This window comes from Feifania hominis, assembly GCF_014384765.1.
GTDB classification, from domain to species: Bacteria; Bacillota; Clostridia; order Oscillospirales; family Feifaniaceae; genus Feifania; species Feifania hominis.
On sequence record NZ_JACRSP010000002.1, the window covers coordinates 1 to 25,068 of the forward strand.

A 25,068-nucleotide genomic window follows, 5' to 3' on the forward strand; every position below is an offset into this window, starting at 1 on the left:
AAGAAATGCAGTAAGAAAACAAAAAAAAGCCCGGAAGCCTTGAATAATCAAGTGTTTCCGGGCCTTTTTATATGGTTGCGAGAGAAGGATTCGAACCCTCACAAGCAGAGTCAGAGTCTGCCGTGCTACCATTACACAATCTCGCAGCGTGCATTTATCATTATACTGTTTTTTTTAGAAAAGTCAAGCAGTTTTTCTCTCAAAATTTGGCTCGTCGTTTCCAAAATCTCGCGCTCATGGTTTGGAGCAAAACGCAAAAACTTTGCTTGAGGTGATCAAATGAAAAACGGCAGTTATTTCAACGGTCTCTCCGATCTGTTGGATCAGGATCTGTCCAGCTATGAGTATTTCCACTCTCTACCGAAAAATATTCAGTCGGAAATCGAAAAATACGATCTCTCCTCTTTTGAAGAGATGCAGCACTATGTCGCAACATTGAAAAACGGATAAGGAGGTTATTTCATGCACCAGTACCCCACTCTTCACGCACTGCTTCGTGCAAATCCACAGGCAAAAAAATTCTATGATTCCTTTCCTGACTATGTCAAAGAGCAGATGGAAAACCGCGCCGACAGCATCAATTCCTTTGAATCGATGTGCCACTACGCAGACAATCTCACTCGAGGAGACTGTTGAACACAATGTATAGTTTGGTGAATAATGGGTATTTTAAATACCGGAGGTGAATTGCAAATGAGTCCCAAAGAATTGCTTTATATCGAAGACGCACTGGGTCATGAGAAATTCATGCAGACCAAGTGCAATGAGGAGGCTTCCAAGCTCCAGGATGCAGAGCTGAAATCCTTCGTCGAACAGATGGCTACCAAACATCAGCAGATCTATTCTTCCCTTTTTCAATTACTCAAATAGGAGGCGCCCAAAATGGATGATAAAAACTTGATGGAGGATCTCCTTTTACAGGAAAAAGGAGTCTGTGACCTCTACCTGCACGGTTCAATTGAGTCTGGCACGCCAAACATTCACCAGGCTTTTTGCACAGCTCTTACCGACTCACTTCAGCTGCAAAACGAAATCTACACCAAGATGTCGGGTAAGGGCTGGTATCCGACCGAACAGGCCAATCAGCAGAGAATCGACAAGGTCATCAACAAATTTTCCACACAGAATTGACACTTTTGCAAACCGATCAGGGAGAGCCGCACGGCTCTCCCTTTTGCATAGAAAAAGGGGGCACAATAATGTGCCCCCTTTGCTGTGAGTGAAAGGTTGGTTACGCCGCAGGTGCCTGTTTGGGTGCCTTGGGCGCTTTGGGTTTTCTGCGCTTCTTCTGGAAGCCGTTTGTGGAGTAGTAGTCGATGATCAGAACGAGAACGAGCATCGCACCCCAGAGGCACTCTTTGAAATACGGGGTGACCTTGATCAGGTTCAGACCCGAAGAGATAAACTGCGTGGAGAGCAGTCCAAAGAAGATGCCGATGACACGACCAACGCCGCCCGACGGCGATACACCACCCAGAATGATGATGATCATGGCGAGGGTGCTGTAAGTTGTCGCATAGTCAGCACGGGCAGAGTTGTTCTTCGAGATCAGAATGATGCCGCCAAACGCTGCCAGGAAACCGTTCATGACATATGCAGTCCAGCCGAGAAGTTTGTTGTTCTGACCGGTGTAGTAAGACGCTCTCTTGTTTGCGCCATAGAGGTAGAGTCTCTGGCCAAACGTGGTCTTCTCCATCAGAATAAAGGTAATGATATAGAGGAAGATCATGAGCAGGAAGCAGAAAGGCAGCCAGCCGCCGAAGAACGAGCCACCGCCAATATACTGGAAGTTCGACGGGAAAGTCGGAACAACGCTACCACGTGTGATAATCATCGCTGCGCCGGTAAATATTGACTGCGTGCCAAGGGTTGCAAGCATAGGCGTGATTTTGAGCTGTGTCACGCAGAAACCATTGATGAAGCCTGCGAACATACCAGTCAGAATGCCGGCGATCATACCGATAATCATGATCTGAGTGTCGGACTCCATGCCCGGAATCATCCACTGCTTCGTCAGGAACATGGCGCATACAACGCCTGAGAAGTTTGCAACACCGACGACCGACAGGTCGATACCACCGGTGACAAAGGCAAACATAATAGCAATGGCCATCGTACCAACGTCAGCCATCTGGTACATCATCGAGGTGATATTGGCCTTTTTGATGAACTTAAAATCACCAGTAACGAATCTGGTAGCAAAGGTAAAGAACAGGAAAATGACAATGGTGATAATGATGATACGGAAAATCCACTGATTAACCGGCTTGTGCATCGAGCGGGACAGTTTGCTGTTGGTTGTTTTACTCATCTTCGTCCCCTCCTTAAATATTCTGTGCTTCAGCCTTGGCCACACGGTAAGCGGACAGCGCAGTACCAATAACTACGATAATACCTGTGGTAAAGACCTGGAAGTAGGATGGAATACCGAGCAGAACAAGGCTCGATGTGAGCACGGTCATAACAAGAACACCCATAATGGTGCCGCCGACCGTACCCTTGCCGCCGCCAACACTGACACCGCCAAGGAAGACAGCAGCCATGTAGTTGATCTCCTTACCAATCAGGTCGCCAGGTGCGACAACACGGTAGAGCGAAACACGCATCATACCGGTGATCGCAGAGAGGACGCCGCTGTTGACAAAGATAAACGTATAGAGCATCGGAATGTTAAAGCCAATACGCTCTGCGGCAGCAATGTCGCCGCCCATGGCATAGATGCCACGGCCGATCATGGTGTACTTCAGAATGATGTAGGTGTAAATGCCAACAATGACAACGAAGATCAGGCCGGGATGCACTCTCAGAGGCGTATCGCCATCCATGATGGTCAGAATACTTGCATTGCCAAAAGCATCCATTTTAGGCGGAATGTCATAGACTGTGCGCAGACCAAAGATGGTGAACATCAGGCCGCGGAAGAAGTTCTGCATACCAATGGTGGTGATAAACACGTTCAGGCGGTATTTCGAGATAATCAACGCATTGAGCAGTCCAAGAATGCCGCCCACAACTGCCGCGAGCAGGAACGTGACGATCAGCGGCAGATCGAGATTGTAGTCGATCAGCGTGATGGTAACAGCAAAAGATGCAAAGTTTGCAATGGAAGCAAACGAGAAGTCACGGCCGCCGGCGATGGTGCCAAACAGAAGCGCAAAGCCAAACAGCGCGTACTCGGTTGTATTGCGGATGATGGAGAACAGGTTCTCCAGCGAAAGGAAGACCGGGCTGATGGAGGTAAAGACAATCGCCATCAGTACCAGGAAAGCCGCCGGAACTACAAAATCCGGCAATTCTCTCTTTTTAATCGTTGTAGTATTCATCTTATTCCCCCCTGATCAAGCCTTGACGAGCAGAGCCTGAAGATCTTTCTCTGTCACATCGGCGGTTTTGACGCTGGTAACAACACGGCCCTGATTCATAATGATGATACGGCTGGTTGTCTGAAGAATCTCAGGGAGGTCATCGGAAATGACAATAACGCCGATGCCCGCTCTGCCAAGGTTGCGAATGATCTCATGGATATCGCTCTTTGCGCCGACGTCGACACCGACAGTCGGTCCGTTGAGCAGCAGATAACGCGGGTTAGTCGCAAGCCATTTGGCCATCAGAACCTTCTGCTGGTTACCACCCGAGAGACTCGAGACAGGGTTGTCAGGCGAACCAAGCTTGATCGAAAGATTCTTGATTCCATCGTCGATGATTTTGTCCTTTTTCTTTCCGTCAATAAAGATCTTGTGCTTTTTGAGCTGACTGATGATAGCAGCGATGATGTTGGTGCCAATTTCCGTTCTGAGGAACAGGCCCTCAGTCAGTCTATCTTCCGGAACATAGGCGATGCGGTTCTTGATGCCGTCGCTCGGCTTTTTGATGTGAGCAAGCTTGCCGTCAAGATAGATCTCACCCGATTTTGCCGGCGCAACGCCAAAGATCGCTTTCGCAACCTCCGTACGTCCGGATCCAAGAAGACCGGTGATTCCGAGGATCTCGCCATCGTAGAGGTCAAAGGAGACATCCTCAAACTTTCCAGGTCTTGTTAAATTTCGAACACTAAGAATAGGAGTATCGTTTTTCGCTTCACCCTCGAAGCTGTGCGACTCAATCTCTCGACCAGTCATGTAATATGTAACCTTGGACTTATCAAACTCACTGACAGGTCCCTCACATACATTCTGGCCATCTCGAATGATGCAGATTTTTTCCGATACCTCGAAGACCTCATCAAGCTTATGGCTGACGAAGATCAGCGCGATGCCTCTCTTCTTCAGGTCCTCGATGATTTTGTAGAGGGATTCAACCTCTTTCTGGGTCAGAGCCGTTGTCGGCTCGTCCATGATAACAACTTTCGCATCCTGTGCCAGCGCGCGGCAGATGGCGACGAGCTGTTTTTGCGCGACCGGCAGATTCTCAACAATTTCTTTGAGGTCGAGCTGTACGTTCAGATTGTCGATAACGGCCTGCGCGTCTTTGTAGATCTGCTTCCAGTTGACAAACTTTTTCTTCGCTCTGATGCTGTTGTTGAGTGTGATGTTCTCGGCAACAGTCAGATTGGGGAACAGCGCGAAGTCCTGGAAGATAACCTGAATGCCCTTGTCAATGGCCTGCATCGGAGACAGTTCGGTAAAGGTCTCGCCATTGATGGTAATCGTACCCTCATCGGCTGTGTAGACGCCGGTAAGGACCTTGATCAGCGTTGATTTGCCGCTGCCGTTCTCGCCGCACAGGCAGCAGGCCTCGCCGGGCTTCAGACTGAAATCGCAATTCTTAAGCGCCTGGACGCCCTGGAACGCTTTGCTGATGCCCCGCATTTCTACCAAATATTCACTCACATTAGAGCCCCCTTTTTCGATTGCAACAGGCAAAAGAATTCCGTTACATAATGAAAGCATGCTGTATGCCGGCTTGCGCCGGCACACAGCGTGCTTTGCATTTTTGATAACTAGATTTCTGTTACCATGTTCACTTGGAAATTAGAAGTTGTACTCACCAACAGAATCCTTGTCGCAGTCAACCCACGCATTGCCGTAGATAACGGTGTTGATGTCGGTCTCTTTGACAGTGATGTTGTTGTAGCCCTCAACGCCAAGATCCATACCGGTCTCGATGACACCGTCGCCATTGATCATGATGTCAGCAACAGCGCACATAGCCATCTGAGCCATTCCGGGATCCCAGAAAGAGATCTGCTTGATCGCGCCAGACTCCAGATACTTTCTGGACTGGTTCGGCATGGAAGTACCCATGACAGTCACTTTGTCATAGAGGTTCTTGGACTCGACAACAGCAGCCGCAGAGGGCGGGTTGGAAGAGTCGCAGCCAATGAAAGCGGTGATGTTCGGATACTTGTTGAGAGCTTCCTCAAACTTCTTCTGGCCTTCCTCAGCAGACGGGCCCTCGAGGAAGTCCGGAGTAGCCATCTTCCAGTTCGGGTATTTGGCTTTGTTCTGCTCAACAGCGCCCTCAGACCACACTCTGTGGGTCGCATGGGTCAGCTGAGCAACCATCAGGACATACTCACCGGAATCGCCGGCCAGGGTGACCAGGTTATCCATGAAGTGAGCACCATAAGCGGTGTTGTCAAAAGCCTCGAGGTCGTAGTCGCAGTTCTGCTGATTCTCAGCTTCGTGAGTCAGAACGACGATGCCGGCTTCCATAGCTTTCTTCAGAACGGGCTCAACAGCCTCAGGCGAAGACGGAACGACAGTGACAACATCAACGCCAGCGGCGATGCAGTCCTCGAGGTTCTGAACCTGAGCGACCGGGTCCATGGCGTTCGGGCCCTGCTGGGTGACATCGTCACCGGTCTTCTCAGCCCAGAGCTGATTGCCGTAGTCCATTCTGTTGAACCAGTCGGAACCTTTTCTCTTCGGAACGTTGACGATGGTCAGTTTCTTTCTCTCGGTGGTGCCGGGATCCGTAGTGCCGGGATCGGTCGTACCGGGATCCGTGGTGCCAGGATCGGTCGTGCCAGGATCTTTCTCTGCGGGCTTACAACCAGCAAAGACCGCTGTCAGCATGACAGCTGCGAGAAGTAAAGCTAGAAATTTCTTCATATTTTCCTCCACATGTTTTAATATTATATTGAGCCGCCCTGAAGAAAAAGCGACTTAATACCGAGTGGGAATTTCAAGGTGCCTGCTGTTCGCAGCCGGGATTGTCCGTATGTACATTCCGCGCGAACAATGCGCGCACCTGGAATGCAATAACAATGATAGCAGTTTCAGTCATTTTTTTCAAGCCTGTTTTGTCAACTTTCAAAGATTTTGACAGTTGCGTCAAAATCAAACGGCTATTTTCTGTCACTTCTCCGAAAAAAGCCCCTTGACAAGCCTATTTTCGAGTTATAACCAACCCGCTAAACTCTTTAATTTTCAATGTTCATGAGTGCGTCTATGTAGATTGTACAACTTATATCTACATATTGTAAGCACCACTGTTTATTTTGTCAATAAGTTAGTTCATAATTTCGTAAAATTTACATTTCTGGCACTGTTTTGCCAGTTCAAACAGTTTCGCAATGTGGTTCATCCACTTTGATCCCATAATACCAATGCGCAATGTTGTATTCCTGTTTTCATACGTGAAAATAGTCATTTATTGGGGCTCGATTCGTCATATTACCGAATATTCAGGTTTTAATTTGTATAAAATGCCCATTGAAAATTGTCTTTTCTTTCCGGACTGTTTCTCTGTTTGCCCTTAAAGCGTTTTATTACATATATATTATAATAATGTTGATTTTTTACTAATTTCATGATATTTCATTTTGCCAGCTTATATGTAAAGTTTTTAAACTTTACATATAAGCTGGCCCTCCTGTGCTGCGAAAGATTTCCAAATGGGCTTGTCATTCCAACTCTTCTATGTTACGATGGTCACGTAATTTTGCCTACAATATGTGAAATCGTCGTTTGACTGTTCCGGAGGGTGTATGAAAGCTTCCTACTATATGGGAATCGACATTGGTTCCTATGAGAGCAAGGGCGTCATCATTGACAGTGAGTGCAACATCGTGGCCACTCATGTGGAAAAGCATGTCATGGACAACCCCGCGCCAAACCAGTTTGAGCACGACGCCGAGAAAGTCTGGTGGCATGACTTCTGCGCCATTTCAAACGCGCTTCTTGAGAAAACCGGTATACCGAACACCTCCATCTGCGGCATCGGCGGCAGCGCGCTCGGCGCCGACTGCCTGCCTGTTGATGAGAACTGCACTCCCCTGCGGCCCGCCATGCTCTATGGAATCGACGCCCGCGCCGATCGGGAGATCGCCTGGCTGGAGGAGCACTATGGCTCTCGCGCAAAAGAGCTCTTTCCCTCTCCGCTGTGCTCCTCGGACATCATGCCCAAGATACTCTGGCTGAAAAACAACGAGCCCGACATCTATCGCCGAGCACACAAGTTCATCACCGGCTCCACCTATCTGACAGCCAAGCTGACTGGCAGATATTACATTGACAAGCTCTTGGCCTTGTCATCCTTTCGACCCGCCTATCGGGCCGACGGCACCATCGACGAGGCTGAGTGCGCGCTCTTCTGTCGGCCCGATCAGCTCGCCGAGTGCGTCCCCACAGCATACGTTGTGGGCTGCGTGACGCCGGAGGCCGCCCGCCAGACCGGACTTGCCGAGGGCACACCGGTCATCACCGGAACGGACGACGCGGCAGCCGAGGCTGTCTCCACGGGAGTCGTCGCAAACGGCGATCTGATGCTGATGTTCGGCTCCTCCTGCTTCATGTACTACTGTGTCGACCGCCTCGTTCGCGACGAGCGCATCTGGTCGAGCGAGTATGTCGTGCCCGGCACCTACAGCATCTCGGCAGGTACGAACACGGCCGGTACGCTCACCCGCTGGTTTCGCGACAACATCTTTTGGGAGGTCATGGCCGAGCAAGAACGTACAGGGGTCAATGCCTACGATCTCATGCTCGAGGGAATCGACGATATTCCGGCCGGCTCCGAGGGGCTGATCACGCTTCCCTACCTTGCCGGCGAGCGAACCCCGATCAACGACCCCGCGGCGCGCGGTATGATCTTCGGCCTTACGCTCAACCACACCCGCAGACACCTCTACCGCTCTGCTCTCGAGGGAGTCGGCTACAGCATCAACCAGCACTTTGAAATTTTTGCAGAAAACCATGTCGAGCTGAAAAACGTCTATGCCGTCGGCGGCGGTACCAAGAACCGTCCCTGGATGCAGATCATTGCCGACATCACCGGCAAGACCATACAGACCGGCGCCGTGACTATCGGCGCCTCCTACGGCGACGCCATGATGGCCGCTCTCGCAACCGGCCGTTTCCAGAGCTTTGATGAGTTGAGAACCCATCTCAAGCCCGGCGTCACATTTGTGCCGAATATGGCAAACCACGAGAGCTACCGGCAGTATCAGCAAATTTACAATGCGCTGTATCCCGCCACCAGGGAACTGATGCACCGGCTTCGCTGACTTGTGCCGACAATAAAACCCGTTGAATGATATATGGAGGTTTGTATTATGAAGTCCTGGCTCAAAGACCTGTTCCATGTGGAAAAACCGGTCATTGCACTGCTCCACATCCGGGAGATGCCCGGCGATTTTTACTTTGACGACAGCACCATGTCGATGAGAGAAGTCATTGACACCGCCCGCCGTGACCTCATTGCTCTGCAGGACGGCGGCGTCGACGGCATTCTCTTCTCGAATGAGTACTCTTTCCCCTACCAGATGGGCGTTGGAAAAACGGACTACGTCACCTCCCAGTGCATGGCCCGTGTCATCGGCGAACTGATGCGCGACATCCGTGTCCCCTACGGCGTCAATGTCATCGAGGATGGCCTCGCGACTGTCGAGCTTGCCCGCGCAGTGGACGCGAGCTTTGTGCGCTGCAACTTCACCGGCTGCTATGTCGGCGAACTCGGTCTGATCAACACCGACATCGCACGGGTCAAACGCCGCAAAAAGGAGCTTGGCATCGCCGGTCTCCACATGCTCTACAATGTCAATCCCGAGTTCTCCGTCTGGGTGGGGGATCGCGACGTGCGCGACGTCGTCAAGTCCATGGTCTTCAACTGTGACCCCGACGGGCTGTGTGTCTCAGGTCAGTGCGCCGGCTTTGAGGCGAGCTCCGACCTGATTCGTGCCATCAAGGATCTCGCTCCCGAGACGCCGGTGTTCGCAAACAATGGCTGCCGGCGCGAAAACATTGCCGAAAAACTCTCGGTTGCCGACTCCGCCTGTGTCGGCACGGCTTTCAAATACGACGGTGTATTTCGCAACACCGTGGACGTCAACCGCGTGCGCGACTTCATGGAGGTCGTCAGAGAGTACCGCAAGACACTCTAACTCTGTGAGAGAACGCACGGGAGATGAGGGCTTCCGGCGTTTTCAATAATATTTTTATGGAGGAATAAAAATGAAAACCTGGCTCAAAGACCTGTTCCACGTGGAGAAACCGATCATCGCTCTGCTGCACATCCGTGAGATCCCCGGCGACTTCAACTACGATGACAGCACCATGTCGATGGAGAAAGTCATCGAGATCGCCCGTCAGGAGCTGCACGCTCTGCAGGACGGCGGCGTCGACGGCATTCTCTTCTCCAACGAGTACAGCTTTCCCTACCAGGGCCACACCGACTATGTCACCTCTCAGTGCATGGCCCGCCTGATCGGCGAGCTGATGAGCGAGATTAAAATCCCCTACGGCGTCAACGTCATCTCTGACAACCGCGCCGTCATCGATCTGGCCAAGGCGACCGACGCGAGCTTTGTGCGCGGCACATTCACCGGCGCGTTCGTCGGCGAGGGCGGCTTCTCCGACCACGATGTCGCCGCCACCTATCGCCGCAAGAAAGAGCTCGGCATCAAGAATCTGCCGATCATGATGAACTGCAACCCCGAGTCGGCTGTCTGGCTCAACGACCGCGACATCTATGATGTCGTCAAATCCATGATCTTCAACTGCGATCCCGAGGGCCTTTGTGTCTCCGGTCAGCATGCCGGTTTTGCCGCCAACAACGATCTGCTCAAGGCGGTCAAATCCGTTGCGGGTGAGGTTCCGGTCTTCGCGAACACCGGCTGCAACAAGGACAACATTGTCGAGAAGATGCAGATTGCTGACGCCGCCTGTGTCGGCACCGCGTTTAAGAAAGACGGCAAGTTCTACAACACCGTCGACGGCAAGCGCGTCAAGGAGTTCATGGATACTCTCAAGGAGTACCGCAAGACTCTGTAAGCAGCTTTTTCCGAGGGCGTGCCATATTGGCGCGCCCTCTTTTTCGCTGTCTTCTCTCTTTACAAGAGCCGTAACCTGTTATAAACTAAAAGCACTATGACAAAAAGGAGCTACTTCCCTTATGAAAAAGTACTTTATGGGCATTGACATCGGCACCCAGGAGAGTAAGGGCGTCATCATTGACGAGAACTGCGAGCTCATCGCAAAATTTGCCACCAAGCACGGGCTTTCCAATCCGAAGCCGCGCTACTATGAACACGACGCCGAGAAGATCTGGTGGAACGATCTGTGTATCATTTCCAAAGAACTTCTGAAGATGACGGGCATTCCCAATACGCAGATTGCCGGCTTCGGTGCGAGCTGCCTCGGCTCCGACTGCCTGCCGGTCGACGAGAACTGCACACCGCTGCGTCCCGCCATTCTCTACGGCATCGACACCCGCGCGACCGAGGAGGTCAAGGAGATCACCGCCCACTTTGGCGAAAAGCGCATCATCGAGATCTTCGGCCGCCCGATGACAGCCGGTGACCAGATCGCGCGCGTGCTGTGGATCAAGAAAAACGAGCCCGAAGTCTACAACAGGACTTATAAATTCATCACCGGTTCGACTTTTCTGACAGCCAAGCTCACCGGTAAGTTCTTCATTGACGCCTATCTCTCAAAGGCCTACCACCCCATCTACACGGCCGAAGAGATCGGCGAGCCCGACTTTTTGAGCATGATCTGCCGGCGCGATCAGGTCGCCGACATCCGCGAGGCGAACGAAGTGGTCGGCACCGTCACCGCGAAAGCTGCCGCCGAGACCGGTCTTGCCGAAGGCACTCCGGTCATCACCGGCATGGACGATGCGGTGGCCGAGTCGGTCTCCACCGGCGTCATTGTGCCCGGCAAGTCGACCATCATGCTCGGCACCTCCTGCTGTCTCTACGCCTGCACCGACAAGCCGTTCCAGGATCCCCAGAACCGCTTCCCCTGCATCCGCTATGTCGTGCCGGGCACCTACTCTTTCTCGGGCGCGACCAACAACGCCGGCGGCATGTCGACCTGGCTGCGTGACAAGCTCTATCCCGAGACCATCCAAAAGCAGCAGGAGACCGGCAAGAATGCCTTTGATATCATGCTCGAGGGGCTCGACGACATTCCCGCGGGCTCTGACGGGCTCATTGCCCTGCCCTACTTCTCCGGCGAGCGCACTCCCCTCAATGACCCGCTTGCGCGCGGCGTACTCTTCGGCCTGACGCTCAATCACACCCGTGATCACATTCACAAGGCCATTTTGGAGGGCGTCTCCATGGGAATTGCCGTCCACTACGACATCATGGAGGAAATCGGCGTCGACGTCGAGGAGATCCGTGTGGTCGGCGGCGGCACGAAGAATCCCATCTGGCTGCAGATTCTCGCCGACTGCATCGGCAAGCCGGTTCACACGGCAAAGGTGACCATCGGCGCCTCTTACGGTGACGCCATCACCGCTGCGCTCGCCACCGGTGTCTATAAAGATTATGCCGATCTCTACCGCGTCATCAAGCCCGGCAAGACCATCGAGCCGATTCCCGCCAATGTCGCGAAGTACAATGAGATCAAGCCCATCTTTCATGAACTTTACGCAAAAACCAAAGACCTCATGCACAAGCTTTCGTGAGTTTTTGATGAAAAGCGGCGCAGGGCCCGTTACAGGCGGTCCCGCGCCGCTTTTTTGCTTGTCAACGGCGGGCTTCTGTGATACTATGTCATGGGAAGTTTTGATTTGTGTGATGGAGAATTCAAGCCCCCGCGGAGTGGAGAAGACGCGAGCGGTCCTCTGTGTTCACACATAATTCAGATCAAAATTTTTATTTTAGGAGGAACTTCAAAATGTCATGGTTGAAAGAAATGTTTGGTGTTGAGAAACCCATTATCGCTCTGATGCATGTCCGCGCTCTTCCCGGCGAACCGCGCTACAAGACGGACGTGGGCGACATGAAAGAAATTGTCAAAATTGCCAGAAACGATCTTCACGCTCTTCAGGCTGGCGGCGTTGACGGCATCCTGTTCTCCAATGAGTTTGGTATGCCCTATCTGCAGAAGGCCGAGACCTCCTCTGTCGCCTGCATGAGCCGCATCGTCGGCGAGCTGATGAGCGAGATCAAAGTGCCCTACGGCGCCAACATCATCGCCGATCCCTATGCCGCGCTCGACTTCGCCGTTGCGATCGACGCGAGCTTCATCCGCGGCCAGATCACCGGTACTTACGCCTCCGACGGTATGGGCCTTGTCTCGCGCAACGTCGGTGAGACCGCCCGCCACAAGATGGCTCTGGGCCTGAAAGACCTCAAGATGTTCTACAGCCTGACTCCCGAGGGCGCTGTCTATCTCGGCAAGCGCGACCTCGCTTCCATCGCGAAATCCACCGTCTTCAACTGCAAGGCCGACGCGGTCTGCGTCTCCGGCGCCTGCGCGGGCGGCGAGACCGACAAGGACAAACTGGCCATTGTCAAAGAGGCTGTCGGCCCTGATGTCCCGGTCATGAACAACACCGGTCTTCGCTACAACAACGTTGAGACCCATCTCGCCATTGCGGACGGCGCGTTCGTCGGCACCGCTTTCAAGGTTGACGGCAAGTTTGAGAACTACGTCGATCCCAAAGAGGTTGAGAAGCTGATGAACAAGGTCCGCGCTTTCCGCGAGACTCTTTAAGATCCGTTAGAAGATCACATGCGGCGGTGATGAAATTGAGCGGAATCCTCATGGGGATCGACATCGGCTCCTCCGGGAGCAAGGGCGTTCTCACAGACTGCGGCGGCAGAGTAATTGCCACAGCCGAGGTCTCCCACTCCATGTCAAATCCCGCACCCGGCTGTTTCGAGCACGATGCCATGCAGGTCTGGTGGCACGACTTCTGTCTGCTCTCCCGCGAGCTCATCGAGAGCGCCGGCATCCGCAACACCGAGATACTCGGCGTCGGCTGTAGCACCATCAGCGCCGACTGTCTGCCGGTGGACCGCGAGCTCAATCCACTGCGTCCTGCGATTCTCTACGGAATCGACACGAGAGCGCAGCGCGAGTGTGAAGAGCTCAACAGCCGGTTTGGCGAAGAGCGACTGATCTCTTTGATGGGCCACACCCTGTGTTCCTCGGATATCATGCCGAAGATTCTCTGGGTGAGGCGGCATGAGCCAGAAGTCTTTGAGAAAACTTACAAGTTTCTCACCGGCCCCTCGTTTCTGGTGGCCAAGCTCACCGGCCGCTGTGTGATGGACCGTTACAACGCGCTCGCCGCCTACCGTCCCATGCTGGACGAAAACGGGGAACCCGACCCTGCGTTTGCACACATTGTCTGCCGCCCCGATCAGTTGGCGCAGGTGCTCCCCACCACAGAGGTTGTGGGTGGCGTCAGCGCCGAAGCTGCCCGCGAAACCGGGCTCGCCGAGGGAACGCCCGTGACCACCGGCACCGGCGACGCCGGGGCCGAGGCGATCGGAACCGGCGTTCTGACGCCGGGCGACATGATGCTCATGCTCGGCTCCTCGAACTTCATGATACTCTGCTCCGATCGAAAAGTGGCCGATTCCCGGCTCTGGATCAGCGAGTATATCCTGCCCGGCACAAGCGCCGTATCGGCTGGCATGGCAACCGCCGGAACTCTGACCAGATGGTTTCGGGACACGCTCTTTTCGGACTATGTCCGCCTTGAGCAGACGGGCGGCCCAAGTGCCTACGAGAGGATGTACCAGGCGGCCGGCGCGATCCCCGCGGGCAGTGACGGACTCGTGATGCTCCCCTACTTTGCAGGCGAGCGAACGCCCATCAATGACCCGAAAGCGCGAGGCGTACTCTTCGGCCTCACACTGGGCCACACACGAGAGCATCTCTACCGCGCCTGCCTCGAGAGCGTCGGCTACGGCATTGCGCAGCACTTCGACATCATGCGCTCACTCGGCGCACCCATCGAACGGGTGCTCGCCATTGGCGGCGGAACGCGCAATCCGCTCTGGCTTTCCATCATTGCGGACATCACCGGCGAGACGCTGCAGACCGCTCAGGTCACGGTGGGCGCCGCCTATGGCGACGCGCTGCTGGCCGGTCTCGGCGTTGGCGTCTTCGGCAGTCCCCGGGAACTCAAAGCCATCATCGCCCCCGGTATCACTGTGGCGCCGGACCCCGGCCGCCACGCTGAATACAAACCCTACCGTGAGCTCTACGACGAGCTCTATCCCGCGACGCGGGAACTGATGCACCGGCTCTGACCGGTACAAAGTGGAATTGATAAAATTAGATAAATCTTAAGGAGGATCACTTACCATGAGTTGGACAAAAGACGTAATTGGTACTGAAAAACCTGTTATTGCGATGTGCCATATCCGGGCGCTGCCCGGCGACCCGTTCTTTGATTATGAGGGCGGTATGGAGAAAGTCATGGAGGATGCCCGCCACGACTTCCTCGCCCTGCAGGAGGGCGGCGTCGACGCCGTCATGTTCTCCAATGAGTTCTCCCTGCCCTATCTGACCAAGGTCAAGACCGAGACCACCTGCGCCATGGCCCGCATCATCGGCGAACTCAAGCACGAGATCAAAATCCCCTTTGGCGTCAACGTCCTGTGGGATCCCTATGCCTCCCTCGATCTTGCCGCCGCCACCGGCGCGCTGTTCATCCGCGAGATCTGGACCGGCGTCTACGGCTCCGACTTCGGCCTGTGGAACACCTGCCTCGGCGAGTCCATCCGCCACAGAAATGAGCTCGGTCTTGAGCATGTGAAGCTGCTGTTCAACATCGTGCCGGAGGCCGCTACCTTCATCGAGGAGAAAGACATTGTCGACACGGCGAAATCCGCTGTGTTCGCCGCCCATCCCGATGCGTTCTGCGTGTCTGGTCTCACCGCCGGCGCCGACACCGACACCCAGCTTCTCTACAAGGTCAAAGAGGCCGTGCCGGACACTCTGGTGTTCTGCAACACCGGCGTCAAGCCCCACACGGTTGCCACGCAGCTCACCGCTGCCGACGGCTGCGTGACCGGCACCACGTTCAAAGTGGACGGCAAGTTCGACAACCTCGTCGATCCGCCGAGAGTCAAGGACTTCATGAACATCGTCAAAGAGTTCAGAAAGAGCAAAGGTCTCTAATCACAGAATCAAAGCCCGGCGCTGCAGCGCCGGGCTTTTTCCATCGGTGCTGTTTTTCTGTGGATTTCTGCGCCGTTTCATATTATAATAGAGTTACCGAAATTTGCGAGAAGATGGTGATATATTTGTCCAGACAATATTTTATGGGAATTGACATCGGAACTTATGAGAGCAAGGGCGTGCTCTCTGACGATTGCGGCAACATTGTAGCAAAGCATGTGGCAAAGCACGAGCTTCTCACCCCGAAGCCCGGCTGGTGTGAACACGACGCCGAGCGAGACTGGTGGGGTGACTTGTGCACCATCTCAAAAAATCTCATTGAGAAGAGCGGCGTCAGCCCGAACCAGATTGAAGCGCTGGGCTGCAGCACCGCGGCGACCTGCTGCGTACCGGTGGACCGCGAGCTCAAGCCCCTGCGAAACGCCATTCTCTATGGGGTTGACACACGCACGGCCAAAGAGATCGAGTATGTCAAATCTCTCTTTGACGAGAAAGAGTTCATCGCCCGCTACCACAATCCCATCACAACCCAGTCCTTTGTGCCGAAAGTGCTCTGGATCAAGAACAACGAGCCCGAAGTCTATGAAAAAACCTACAAATTTTTGCTTGGCACATCTTTTCTTGTGGCGCGTCTGACGGGCAATTTTGTCGCCGACCGGTACTCTCTGGCGGCCTTTGTTCCCGTCTATGACATTGAAAAAGGCGACTACGACGACGCCTACATGGGCCTCTGCTGCCGGCGCGATCAGCTGCCCGACCCGATGTGGACCACCGAGATCGGCGGCCGCGTCACAGCAGAGGCTGCAAAGGCCACCGGCCTTGCCGAGGGAACGCCCGTGATCGTCGGCACCGCCGACGCGTCGGCCGAGGCTTTTTCCACCGGCGTCATCGACCCGGGCGACATGATGCTCATGTACGGCTCCTCCATCTTTCTGATCGACGTGGTCGACCGCCTCTGCGACGACGCGCGCCTCTATGCGGGCAACTACTTCTTCCCGGACACCTATGTCATCAAGGGCGGCATGTCCACCTCCGGCACCATCACAAGGTGGTTCCGCGACAAGTTCTACACGGACGCGCTCGAAAAGGAGCGGCAGACCGGGCGCAACGCCTATGACATCATGCTCGACGACATCGACGCTATCCCCGCCGGATCCGACGGACTGATTACCCTGCCCTATTTCTCGGGGGAACGCACCCCGATCAACGATCCGAACGCCACGGGCATGATGTTCGGCCTGACTCTGAATCACACCCGCGCGCACATGTACCGCTCGGCTCTCGAGGGTGTCGGCTACGGCATCGCGCAGCACTTTGACATCATCCGCTCCATGGGACAGGAGCCGAAAAACGTCTACGCTGTCGGCGGCGGCACCAAGAGCCTTTCGTGGATGCAGCTGATCACCGACATCGCCAATGTCCCGCAGATCATCCGTGAGGTGACCATTGGCGCCTCTTTCGGCGATACGCTGCTCGCGGCGCTCGCCGTTGGCCGCTACAAAAACACAGCGGAACTCAAGAAGCTTCTCACGCCCGGCAAGGCGCTCGTTCCCGACCCGGTGGCCCATGAGGCCTATCAGCCCTACCGTCAGATCTACAACGACCTCTACCCCGCAACCAAACAGCTCATGCATGAGTTGAAGAAATAAGTTAAGGTGGTGTGATCCATGGAGAAAGTCTACTTTTTGGGCATTGACATCGGCACACAGGAGAGCAAGGGCGTCATCATGGACAGCGACGGCGTCATTATGGGCACGCACGTCTGCAAGCATCAGTTGCTGACCCCCAAGCCCGGTCGCTTTGAGCACGACGCCGAGACCGAGTGGTGGGGCGACTTCTGCACCATTTCAAAAGCTCTCTTTGAGAAGACCGGCATCAAAAATACCGACGTCAAGGCCGTTGGCCTCTCGGCTCTCGGCAGCGACTGCGTACCGGTGGACCGGGACTGCAACGCCCTGTGCAACGCCATCCTCTACGGCATCGACAGCCGCACGGCTGACGAGATTGTCTACATGACCGAGAAGATGGGCGGCGTTGAAAAGGTCATTGAATACGGCGGCGCTCCGCTGACCTCCTCGTCCATGATTCCGAAAATTCTGTGGTTTCGCAACCATGAGCCGGAGATCTACAACAAGGCCTATAAGTTTTTGACCGGCTCCTCGTTTCTCGCGGCGAAGCTCACCGGCAACTACTACATCGACCACTACACCAGCACCGACGCGACACCGATCTACAACCCCTATACGCTTACCTACAACAGAGAGCTCCTCGAGCTGTTCGATCTGCGCGAAGATCAGCTCGCCGATCTCTGCTACACGGCCGATATCGCCGGCACCGTCACCGAAAAGGCCGCTGCCGCCACCGGCATCGCGGTGGGCACTCCCGTCATTGCCGGTTCCTGCGACGCGTCGGCCGAGGCGATCTCCACCGGCGTCATCAATCCGGGCGACATGATGCTCATGCTCGGCTCCTCGGTCTTCTTCATCCCGCTGACCGACAAACTGAGAAACCACGAAAAGCTCAAGGGTTCGGCGTTCATCTTCCCGAATTCCTACATGGTCGCAGGCGCCATGTCGGCCTCCGGCTCTCTGACGCGGTGGTTCCGGGACAACATCTACTTTGACAAGCTCGCCGACGAGAAAGACGGTGGCCCGAACGCCTACGACGCCATGCTCGACGAGATCAAGGACATCCCCGTCGGCTCGGACGGGCTGATCACCCTGCCCTATTTTCTCGGGGAGCGCACGCCGCTCAACGACCCGTTTGCCCGCGGGGCCATGTTCGGTCTGACCTTAAATCACACCCGCGCGCACATGTATCGCTCGGCGCTCGAGGGCGTTGCCTTTGCCATTGCGCAGCACTTTGACATCTATGACGAGATGGGTCTTACCATCAACAAGGTGATGGCCGTCGGCGGCGGCACAAAAAATGTGCCGTGGCTGCAGATGATCGCCGACATCACCGGGCGCACCATCAACACCGCCAAAATCACCATCGGCGCCTCCTATGGCGACGCGATGCTCGCGGGGCTTGCCATCGGCTACTACAAGGACACCAAGGCTCTCGCCGATTTCGTCAAGCCCGGCATGACCTTTGAGCCCGACATGGAAAAGCACGAGCAGTACAAACCTTTCCGCAGCATCTTCGACCGTCTGTATCCGGCGACAAAGGAGCTCATGCACGAACTGAAGTAAAAAAATCCCCCGCTCACGCGGGGGATTTTCAATGGGATTGGAGAAGTTCTATGAACTACGAAAACTGCACCCTCTGCCCGCGTCTCTGCGGGGCGGACCGGGCCCACGGCCAGACCGGCGTCTGCGGGGAGACCTCCGAGCTGCGCGCGGCGCGCGCCGCTCTTCACCACTGGGAGGAACCCTGTCTGTCAGGCGAGCGTGGCTCGGGCACTGTCTTTTTTACCGGCTGTCCGCTCGGCTGTGTCTTCTGCCAGAATGCCGCCATCAGCCACAACCATGCGGGAAAGCCGGTTACCACGCAGAGACTCGCAGACATCTTTCTGGAACTTCAGCACAAGGGCGCGCACAACATCAATCTCGTCACGCCCACCCACTTTGTCCCGACAATCATCGAGTCGGTCGCGCTCGCGCGCTCGCGCGGTCTCTGTCTGCCCATCGTCTACAACAGCAGCGGTTATGAGCGCGTCGAGACCCTGCGGCTGCTCGAGGGCACCGTCGACATCTATCTGCCCGATTTCAAATACTGCGACGACGCTCTCGCCAGACGCTACAGCGCGGCTCCCGGCTACTTTGCCATTGCCGGCGCCGCCATTGCCGAGATGGTGCGCCAGACGGGCTCGCCCGTCTTTGAGCCGGACGGCATGATGCGCCGCGGCGTCATCGTGCGCCATCTCATGCTGCCCGGCCAGCTCGCCGATACCCGACGCATCATCGCCGCCATCCAAGACCGCTTCGGCGGGCGTGTCTACCTGAGCCTGATGAACCAGTACACGCCGATGGCAGGGCTCGAGCAGTATCCCGAGCTCCAGCGCAGAGTCGACCCCGGCGACTACGAGAGCGCCATAGAGTATGCGCTGTCTCTCGGTGTGACACAGGGCTTCATTCAGGAGGACGATACCGCAAGCGAGAGCTTCATCCCCCTGTTTGACGGCGAGGGACTGTAGAAAATGCAACCACAAAACGGAGTGGTCTTTTATGACCACTCCGTTTTGTGATCTCAGTACAGAGTCTGCTGATACCCATACCTGGAAAGCAATGTGTCTCTACGATCGGCACAGCGCCAAAAGCTCTTTTATGCATCCGGGGTATTTGCTCCGTCACCAAGGGGTCTGCCACACTTAAAACAGAAGTTCGCCCCCGCCTCGATCTCTGCCCCGCAGGAGCAGAGATTGCTCGCTTTTCCAATGGTTTCTTTTGGCACAGCCTCGGCGGGATTCTGAGCGTTCTTTTCCGCTGTGAGACTTTCCTTTCCGGCTTTCTCCGTCTCTGCGCAAGTTACACCCTTTTTCCTTTTGAATACCAATACCAGCAGCACCGCGCCAGCGCCCAGAACCGAAACGGCAATCACAGCAGGTATCGCCATGTTCTTAGATGAATCTGAACGATAGTAGGGACTTTCAAATATACCGTAGCGGGCTCCTTTTTTTGCCCAAAACATCCCTGTTGACAAATACCCGATATCGTCGTATTCCAGTGGTACTATTACCTCTCCATTCCTGTTAATGCAGCCCCATTTTTCATTTCCACGGGCATCCTCTTTCATTACGATTGCCACTCCATCGAAAAACACACTGGCGTCGTTATACTCCATCGGTATCACGATCTCACCGGCCTTATCGATGTAGCCCCACAGGATATCCCCATAGAGATTTATTTCCATCACCGCTGCCAGGCCCTCGGAAAAGGGACCGGCATCATCATATTCCAGTGGTACCACGATCTCGCCAGCCTTGTCTATATAGCCCCACCGGCGATATCCGTAGAAGCCGTCTGCCTCCACGGCCGCCAATCCTTCGGAAAAAGGTCTTGCATCGTAGTACTGCAGTGGTATCACAACCTCGCCGGTCTTATCGATATAGCCGTGTTTTCGGTAAAAATCGTCATCTATTTTCATAACCGTTGCCAGTCCGTCGGAAAAAGGCCGGACGTCATCATACTCCAGCGGCACCGTGACCCTGCCGGTCTTATCAATGTAACCCCATCTGTCATATCCGCGGGCATCCTCTTTCATGACGGCCGCCAGTCCTTCAGCAAAGGGCTGAATATAATCATACTCCATGGGCACCACAACTTTTCCGGTCTTGTCAATGTAGCCCCACCTGTTATTCTCGTAGGCATCCACTTTCATTACACCCGCCAGGCCCTCAGTGAACGAGCCTCCGCCATCATACTCCAGAGGTATCATGATCTCACCCGACTTGTTGATAAAGCCATATCTCCAATATCCGTCTGGACCATCCACTGTTGCCAATATCAACCCATCGGAAGTTTCAAATACTACAACAAAGTCATCTACTTTTTCGCCCGTCTCCAGATTCAAAGTGGATACTTCATACTTGTCGCTGGTCACGGTCAGCCAATTTAGATCACGATTGTATGCAGATGGCCGCTCTGCCCCGGACAACCATGTGATAGCGATCTCCGGAACCTTACCTGCCGCCTGGGCAGACGCTGCCAGACCAAGACACAGCAATAGTATCACAGCAAGAACAGAAACACGTCTTTTCATTTCTCCTTCTCCCCATAAATACGATATTGGCGCACAGAGGCATTGCTCACAAAAGCGCTGTTTCAGAATCGTTTTATAGTTTTCATATTGTGATTATATCAGGACTTTCAGTCGTTATCAATCCGTATTCTCTTCCCCAAAACAAACATTTGCAAGTTGAAAGTCGAGCGCTCCACCGGCGGTGGTATTCACACAGCCGCCCCTCATCGAGCGCCGGAGAAACCAGGGCCTGCCTCAATCAAAAGACAGGAGCCAGCAACAAACCGGCTCCTGTCTTTGTGTTTTATCTTTTGTCGTTTCCGCTCTATCTGCCGCAGTGTCGCGGGTTCTCACTTCTCTTCGATTTTTACCCCGCAGGAGTGAGCCGGATCCGCGTTGAATCGGTCGGCGCACAGCACACTCTCATAGAAGCGGTAGCCGCCCGAGAGATTGAAGCACGCAAAGCCGCGCTGCGTGAGAATCCGGCAGGCGATATAGCTCCTCAGGCCGCTGTGGCAGTTGACGTAGACCGGCTTTGCGGCGTCGAGTTCTGCGAGCCTGTCCCGCAGTTCATCGAGAGGAATGTTGACAGCACCCTCGATGTGTCCGCCCGCAAATTCACGCGCGCTTCTCACATCCAGAAGCGTCACGCTCCCGCGCGGCAGCTTCTCCACTTCATCCCAGTGGAACTGCCGCACCGTGCCGTCGCGCACATTCTCAATCACATAACCCGCCATATTCACCGGGTCTTTCGCCGAGGAGTAGGGCGGCGCATAGGCGAGATCGAGCTCGGTGAGCTCCTCGCCCGTCATTCCGGCCCGAATGGCGGTTGCCAGAACGTCAATGCGCTTGTCCACCCCGTCAAAGCCCACAATCTGGGCGCCGAGTATCCTGCCCGATTCACGCTCAAAGAGGGTCTTGACAGTCATGTTGCTCGCGCCGGGATAGTAGGTCGCGTGGGACGGGGAAAACGTGACCACTTTGTCAAAGGCGAGCCCGGCTTGCCGGGCTGCGGTTTCATTGAGACCGGTGGCAGCCACCGTCAGATCAAAGAGCTTGAGAATGCTTGTCCCCTGCGCGCCGTGATAGGGCACTCTCCGCCCGAGAATGTTGTCCGCCGCAATACGCCCCTGGCGGTTTGCCGGGCCCGCGAGAGGAACTGTCGTCTTCTGTCCGCTTACAAAGTGCGTAATCTCCACCGCGTCGCCCACGGCGTAGATATCGGGGTCGGACGTTCGCAGAAATTCGTCCACAGCAATCGCGCCGCGCATGCCGAGCGCAAGGCCCGCCTGCTGTGCGAGCGCGCTCTCCGGCGAGACGCCCATGGCGAGCACCGCAAGCTCTGCCGGCACCTGTGCGCCGTCGCAGTGAACGAGAACGCCGTCCGGCGTCTGCTCAAAGCGCTCTACCCCGCGCCCGAGCAGCAGTGTAACGCCCTTATCGCGCAGATAGGTGTGCACCGAGCAGGCCATATCGTAGTCGAGCGGCGTCATCACCTGATTGAGCCGCTCAATCAGCGTGACATGCACACCGGCATTCGCCAGATTCTCCGCTGCCTCGAGACCGATGAAGCCGCCTCCGACCACAACCGCCTCCCGTGGGCGGCGTCTCTCCACAACGTCACGCAGCGCGAGCGCATCGTCGACCGTGCGCAGCGTGTAGAGATGCTCGCCGTCGATGCCGGGAATCGGCGGCATCACCGTGCGCGCGCCCGGTGAGAGCAGAAGCTTGTCATAGTCGAGCTCGTAGGTGTCCCCGCCCTCGCGCACTGTCACGCTCCGCCGGGCCGGATCAATCGCGACAGCTTCGCTGTTGAGGCGCACGTCGATGCGGTACCGGCTCCAAAAGCCCTCCCTGCTCTGCAGCGTCAGACGGCGGCGGTCGGTGATCTCGCCGCCCACATAGTAGGGCAGCCCGCAGTTCGCATAGGAGACATAGTTGCCCCGTTCCAGTACAATGATCTCCGCCGACTCGTCGAGACGGCGAAGGCGGGCGGCCGCCGTTGCGCCGCCCGCCACTCCACCGATGATAACAACTCTCATCACAGCATCTCCTCCAACTGCTCCCGGGTGCGGTAGCCGACAGAGGTCTTCTCAAGCTTGCCGCCGCGAATCAGCGCGACCGTCGGAATGCTCATCACGCCAAAGCGCTGTGCGAGACCGGGCTCCTCGTCGATGTTGACCTTACAGACCTTGAGCTTTCCCTGCTGTCTCTCGGCGACCTCATCCACCACCGGCGAAAACATCTTGCACGGCCCGCACCAGGGTGCCCAGAAGTCGATGAGGACGGGCAGAGTGCTCTGAAGCACCTCGGAATCAAAATTTCTCTCATTTACAGATACGACTGACATGGCGTATTCTCCTTTCGGGTTCTTTTGTCTGTATCATACGCGTTCGCAGCAGTTCTTTCCGTGACCATGTCACAGTTTCAGCGCAGGCTGTCTCCCGCAAGGCGGCGCAGCCCCGCCTCGTCGAGCAGACAGACGGCGCCGCGCCCGAGCGAGACCAGCCCCTCGCTCTGCAAATACTTGAGCATGCGGGTGATCACCTCGCGGGCGCTGCCCAGATGGCGCGCGAGCTCCTCATGGGTGAGCTTGAGCTGTTCGCTCTGCTCAAGCTCCGCCTCCTCAAGAAGCGCGGCGGCGACCCGTGCGTCCATCCGGCGGTACATCACCTGGTCGAGCAGCCACATCACGTCGCTCATCCTCGTTGCAATCAGCTCGTTGACATAGTTTGCCACAACGGCAGACTCCCGCATCAGCTCGCGGAACAGATCGCTTGGAATCTGAAAGAAAGAGACGTCGCTCTCCGCCGCAATGGTCACGTCAAAGGTGACCCCCCGCATGACGCAGGACGCCGAAAAGACGCACATATCCCGTTCAAACAGCCGGTAGAGCGTCACCTCTCTCCCCTCGCCGGACAGGGTGTAGGTCCGCATGCGGCCGTCGGTGAGCACGAGCACACCGACGCAGTCCTGCGAGCCGTTGTGCAGGATGGTTCCCCTCTTCGCCGTGCAGTACAGCGCCGCCCGGTTCAGGCGGTCCTGCTGACTGCCGTCGAGTTTCGCCCAGAAAGGCAGATAGTCGCGCAGCTGCATGTTCACCACCCCGTCAGAGTTCACAGATCGCCCTGCCGCCATGGCGGCCGTCCCAGTCGGCGCGGAAGTTTTTGACCGCCTGCTCAATGGCGGGATTGGCCGTCATCTGGTCGAGCAGCTCACCCGGCACCGTCACAGCCTGTGCGCCCGCGAGCAGCGCCTCGATCACCTGGCCGATGTTCTTGAAGCTCGCGGCCACGATCTTGGTTTTGCAGCCCTGTACGCGGTAGAGCTCGGCCATCCGCGCAATCTCCGCCGCGCCGTCGGCGCCGAAGTTGCAGATTCGGTTGAAATACGGCGCGATGTAGTCGGCTCCGACAGAGGCTGCCATGAGCGCCTGCGAAACCGAGTAGACCGCCGTTGCCGTCACATGTACGCCGCGCTCCTTGAGCTGCTTCATCGCTGTGAGCCCCTGCGCGGTGGTCGGAATCTTGATATAGGTGTCGCTCCCAACGCGGTCGAGCAGCGTGTCGGCGTCTCTCAAAATCTCCTGCGTGCTCGCCCCCACGGTCTGAACGTGCAGCGTCGCCTCCCTGCCGATCACGCCGCGGATGGCGCGCAGCAACTCGAAGAAGTCCGCGCTCTCCTTTGACATGATGCTCGGGTTGGTCGTCACGCCCGCGACAGCATACTGCGCGCAGCAGCGCTCAATTTCATGAAGATTGCCCGTGTCCAACAGCAGTTCCATCTCATCAGCTCCCGCTACAGATTTGTTGATACCAGTATACCACCGATCGCCGGGGCCAGACAAGGCAATCAGAGCTTTCTCCCGCCGGCGCCGGCGGATGCGGCAGCCCCGGCGGGGCTTTCGATTACGGCGCGGGAATTGGTCTTGATGTGGTTCAGCTCCAAATAACCGGTGGTCCATATCAGTTCCGGCGGAATCTGCAAATTTTTCCCGGCTCCGGCCGCGGTCCATTGAGTTGCCGCCGTCTCCGTGCTAGAATGAGCTTAGAGTGATCCATTATGGTAAGAT

At 55.6% G+C, this 25,068-nt stretch carries 24 protein-coding genes and 1 tRNA gene; 14 read left to right on the forward strand and 11 right to left on the reverse strand.

Annotation, left to right across the window (positions count from 1 at the left end; genetic code table 11):
- Positions 1–72 precede the first annotated feature (72 nt).
- Positions 73–146, reverse strand: a tRNA-Gln gene (locus H8695_RS03515).
- A gap of 133 nt (positions 147–279) precedes the next feature.
- Between H8695_RS03515 and H8695_RS03520 the strand changes: the two genes are divergently transcribed.
- Genes H8695_RS03520 through H8695_RS03535 form a run of 4 tightly spaced genes read left to right on the forward strand, consistent with a single transcriptional unit; the run spans position 280 to position 1,131 of the window.
- The gene (locus H8695_RS03520) at positions 280–450 is read left to right on the forward strand and encodes a hypothetical protein (RefSeq protein ID WP_249299506.1); all 171 of its coding nucleotides are present in this window, start codon (positions 280–282) and stop codon (positions 448–450) included.
- A gap of 12 nt (positions 451–462) precedes the next feature.
- On the forward strand, positions 463–636 hold the full coding sequence (locus H8695_RS03525; RefSeq protein ID WP_249299507.1) for a hypothetical protein: 174 nt from the start codon (positions 463–465) through the stop codon (positions 634–636).
- Positions 637–660: 24 nt separating this feature from the next.
- The gene (locus tag H8695_RS03530; protein WP_249300275.1) at positions 661–870 is read left to right on the forward strand and encodes a hypothetical protein; all 210 of its coding nucleotides are present in this window, start codon (positions 661–663) and stop codon (positions 868–870) included.
- Between the two features lie 12 nt (positions 871–882).
- Complete coding sequence (locus tag H8695_RS03535; RefSeq protein WP_249299508.1) at positions 883–1,131, forward strand: spore coat protein; 249 nt, start codon at positions 883–885, stop codon at positions 1,129–1,131.
- Positions 1,132–1,231: 100 nt separating this feature from the next.
- Here the strand turns inward: H8695_RS03535 and H8695_RS03540 are convergent, their stop codons facing one another.
- The 4 genes from H8695_RS03540 to H8695_RS03555 all read right to left on the reverse strand — a co-directional run bounded on the left by H8695_RS03540 (position 1,232) and on the right by H8695_RS03555 (position 6,053).
- Positions 1,232–2,311 carry an ABC transporter permease gene (locus H8695_RS03540; protein WP_249299509.1) on the reverse strand — a complete coding sequence of 360 codons (1,080 nt, stop codon included), beginning with the start codon at positions 2,309–2,311 and terminating at the stop codon, positions 1,232–1,234.
- 13 nt (positions 2,312–2,324) lie between these two features.
- Complete coding sequence (locus H8695_RS03545; protein ID WP_249299510.1) at positions 2,325–3,254, reverse strand: ABC transporter permease; 930 nt, start codon at positions 3,252–3,254, stop codon at positions 2,325–2,327.
- A gap of 84 nt (positions 3,255–3,338) precedes the next feature.
- Positions 3,339–4,829, reverse strand: a complete 1,491-nt coding sequence (locus H8695_RS03550) for an ATP-binding cassette domain-containing protein (protein ID WP_249299511.1) — start codon at positions 4,827–4,829, stop codon at positions 3,339–3,341.
- 141 nt (positions 4,830–4,970) lie between these two features.
- Positions 4,971–6,053 (reverse strand): substrate-binding domain-containing protein, encoded by a 1,083-nt coding sequence (locus H8695_RS03555; RefSeq protein WP_249299512.1) that lies wholly within the window; start codon positions 6,051–6,053, stop codon positions 4,971–4,973.
- Between the two features lie 878 nt (positions 6,054–6,931).
- Here H8695_RS03555 and H8695_RS03560 point away from each other — a divergent pair.
- The 10 genes from H8695_RS03560 to H8695_RS03605 all read left to right on the forward strand — a co-directional run bounded on the left by H8695_RS03560 (position 6,932) and on the right by H8695_RS03605 (position 19,452).
- On the forward strand, positions 6,932–8,449 hold the full coding sequence (locus H8695_RS03560; protein WP_249299513.1) for an FGGY-family carbohydrate kinase: 1,518 nt from the start codon (positions 6,932–6,934) through the stop codon (positions 8,447–8,449).
- 48 nt (positions 8,450–8,497) lie between these two features.
- The gene (locus H8695_RS03565) at positions 8,498–9,325 is read left to right on the forward strand and encodes a BtpA/SgcQ family protein (protein ID WP_249299514.1); all 828 of its coding nucleotides are present in this window, start codon (positions 8,498–8,500) and stop codon (positions 9,323–9,325) included.
- Positions 9,326–9,395: 70 nt separating this feature from the next.
- The gene (locus H8695_RS03570) at positions 9,396–10,214 is read left to right on the forward strand and encodes a BtpA/SgcQ family protein (RefSeq protein ID WP_249299515.1); all 819 of its coding nucleotides are present in this window, start codon (positions 9,396–9,398) and stop codon (positions 10,212–10,214) included.
- Between the two features lie 121 nt (positions 10,215–10,335).
- Positions 10,336–11,856, forward strand: coding sequence for an FGGY-family carbohydrate kinase (locus tag H8695_RS03575; RefSeq protein WP_249299516.1), 1,521 nt, complete (start codon positions 10,336–10,338; stop codon positions 11,854–11,856).
- Between the two features lie 212 nt (positions 11,857–12,068).
- On the forward strand, positions 12,069–12,890 hold the full coding sequence (locus H8695_RS03580; protein WP_249299517.1) for a BtpA/SgcQ family protein: 822 nt from the start codon (positions 12,069–12,071) through the stop codon (positions 12,888–12,890).
- Between the two features lie 29 nt (positions 12,891–12,919).
- The gene (locus H8695_RS03585; protein WP_249299518.1) at positions 12,920–14,440 is read left to right on the forward strand and encodes an FGGY-family carbohydrate kinase; all 1,521 of its coding nucleotides are present in this window, start codon (positions 12,920–12,922) and stop codon (positions 14,438–14,440) included.
- 55 nt (positions 14,441–14,495) lie between these two features.
- Positions 14,496–15,314, forward strand: a complete 819-nt coding sequence (locus tag H8695_RS03590) for a BtpA/SgcQ family protein (RefSeq protein ID WP_249299519.1) — start codon at positions 14,496–14,498, stop codon at positions 15,312–15,314.
- Between the two features lie 143 nt (positions 15,315–15,457).
- Positions 15,458–16,963 (forward strand): FGGY-family carbohydrate kinase, encoded by a 1,506-nt coding sequence (locus tag H8695_RS03595; protein WP_249299520.1) that lies wholly within the window; start codon positions 15,458–15,460, stop codon positions 16,961–16,963.
- Positions 16,964–16,981: 18 nt separating this feature from the next.
- On the forward strand, positions 16,982–18,508 hold the full coding sequence (locus H8695_RS03600; RefSeq protein WP_249299521.1) for an FGGY-family carbohydrate kinase: 1,527 nt from the start codon (positions 16,982–16,984) through the stop codon (positions 18,506–18,508).
- A 50-nt stretch (positions 18,509–18,558) separates the two neighbouring features.
- Positions 18,559–19,452 carry a radical SAM protein gene (locus tag H8695_RS03605; protein ID WP_249299522.1) on the forward strand — a complete coding sequence of 298 codons (894 nt, stop codon included), beginning with the start codon at positions 18,559–18,561 and terminating at the stop codon, positions 19,450–19,452.
- Positions 19,453–19,580: 128 nt separating this feature from the next.
- Here H8695_RS03605 and H8695_RS03610 read toward each other — a convergent pair whose 3' ends face one another.
- From H8695_RS03610 to H8695_RS11580, 6 genes are all read right to left on the reverse strand, one after another.
- Positions 19,581–21,017, reverse strand: a complete 1,437-nt coding sequence (locus H8695_RS03610) for a WG repeat-containing protein (protein ID WP_249299523.1) — start codon at positions 21,015–21,017, stop codon at positions 19,581–19,583.
- 329 nt (positions 21,018–21,346) lie between these two features.
- Positions 21,347–23,038 carry an FAD-dependent oxidoreductase gene (locus H8695_RS03615; protein WP_249299524.1) on the reverse strand — a complete coding sequence of 564 codons (1,692 nt, stop codon included), beginning with the start codon at positions 23,036–23,038 and terminating at the stop codon, positions 21,347–21,349.
- Entirely contained in the window at positions 23,038–23,346 is a 309-nt protein-coding gene (gene trxA, locus H8695_RS03620) for a thioredoxin (protein ID WP_249299525.1), read from the reverse strand. The genes H8695_RS03615 and trxA overlap by 1 nt, the downstream gene beginning before the upstream one ends.
- A gap of 77 nt (positions 23,347–23,423) precedes the next feature.
- Complete coding sequence (locus H8695_RS03625) at positions 23,424–24,116, reverse strand: Crp/Fnr family transcriptional regulator (protein WP_249299526.1); 693 nt, start codon at positions 24,114–24,116, stop codon at positions 23,424–23,426.
- Positions 24,106–24,780: a fructose-6-phosphate aldolase gene (locus H8695_RS03630; protein WP_249299527.1), complete on the reverse strand. Its 675-nt coding sequence runs from the start codon at positions 24,778–24,780 to the stop codon at positions 24,106–24,108. Before H8695_RS03630 ends, H8695_RS03625 begins: the two co-directional genes overlap by 11 nt.
- Positions 24,781–24,848: 68 nt before the next feature.
- Positions 24,849–24,983 (reverse strand): hypothetical protein, encoded by a 135-nt coding sequence (locus tag H8695_RS11580; protein WP_283243591.1) that lies wholly within the window; start codon positions 24,981–24,983, stop codon positions 24,849–24,851.
- Positions 24,984–25,068: the final 85 nt, after the last annotated feature.

Bases quoted from the DNA above. Each gene is read 5' to 3' on its own strand.
- H8695_RS03520 (WP_249299506.1), top strand. From the start codon at position 280: ATGAAAAACGGCAGTTATTTCAACGGTCTCTCCGATCTGTTGGATCAG.
- H8695_RS03525 (WP_249299507.1), top strand. From the start codon at position 463: ATGCACCAGTACCCCACTCTTCACGCACTGCTTCGTGCAAATCCACAG.
- H8695_RS03530 (WP_249300275.1), top strand. From the start codon at position 661: ATGGGTATTTTAAATACCGGAGGTGAATTGCAAATGAGTCCCAAAGAA.
- H8695_RS03535 (WP_249299508.1), top strand. From the start codon at position 883: ATGGATGATAAAAACTTGATGGAGGATCTCCTTTTACAGGAAAAAGGA.
- H8695_RS03540 (WP_249299509.1), bottom strand. From the start codon at position 2,311: ATGAGTAAAACAACCAACAGCAAACTGTCCCGCTCGATGCACAAGCCG.
- H8695_RS03545 (WP_249299510.1), bottom strand. From the start codon at position 3,254: ATGGCGATTGTCTTTACCTCCATCAGCCCGGTCTTCCTTTCGCTGGAG.
- H8695_RS03555 (WP_249299512.1), bottom strand. From the start codon at position 6,053: ATGAAGAAATTTCTAGCTTTACTTCTCGCAGCTGTCATGCTGACAGCG.
- H8695_RS03560 (WP_249299513.1), top strand. From the start codon at position 6,932: ATGAAAGCTTCCTACTATATGGGAATCGACATTGGTTCCTATGAGAGC.
- H8695_RS03565 (WP_249299514.1), top strand. From the start codon at position 8,498: ATGAAGTCCTGGCTCAAAGACCTGTTCCATGTGGAAAAACCGGTCATT.
- H8695_RS03570 (WP_249299515.1), top strand. From the start codon at position 9,396: ATGAAAACCTGGCTCAAAGACCTGTTCCACGTGGAGAAACCGATCATC.
- H8695_RS03575 (WP_249299516.1), top strand. From the start codon at position 10,336: ATGAAAAAGTACTTTATGGGCATTGACATCGGCACCCAGGAGAGTAAG.
- H8695_RS03580 (WP_249299517.1), top strand. From the start codon at position 12,069: ATGTCATGGTTGAAAGAAATGTTTGGTGTTGAGAAACCCATTATCGCT.
- H8695_RS03585 (WP_249299518.1), top strand. From the start codon at position 12,920: ATGAAATTGAGCGGAATCCTCATGGGGATCGACATCGGCTCCTCCGGG.
- H8695_RS03590 (WP_249299519.1), top strand. From the start codon at position 14,496: ATGAGTTGGACAAAAGACGTAATTGGTACTGAAAAACCTGTTATTGCG.
- H8695_RS03595 (WP_249299520.1), top strand. From the start codon at position 15,458: ATGGGAATTGACATCGGAACTTATGAGAGCAAGGGCGTGCTCTCTGAC.
- H8695_RS03600 (WP_249299521.1), top strand. From the start codon at position 16,982: ATGGAGAAAGTCTACTTTTTGGGCATTGACATCGGCACACAGGAGAGC.
- H8695_RS03605 (WP_249299522.1), top strand. From the start codon at position 18,559: ATGAACTACGAAAACTGCACCCTCTGCCCGCGTCTCTGCGGGGCGGAC.
- H8695_RS03610 (WP_249299523.1), bottom strand. From the start codon at position 21,017: ATGAAAAGACGTGTTTCTGTTCTTGCTGTGATACTATTGCTGTGTCTT.
- H8695_RS03615 (WP_249299524.1), bottom strand. From the start codon at position 23,038: ATGAGAGTTGTTATCATCGGTGGAGTGGCGGGCGGCGCAACGGCGGCC.
- trxA (WP_249299525.1), bottom strand. From the start codon at position 23,346: ATGTCAGTCGTATCTGTAAATGAGAGAAATTTTGATTCCGAGGTGCTT.
- H8695_RS03630 (WP_249299527.1), bottom strand. From the start codon at position 24,780: ATGGAACTGCTGTTGGACACGGGCAATCTTCATGAAATTGAGCGCTGC.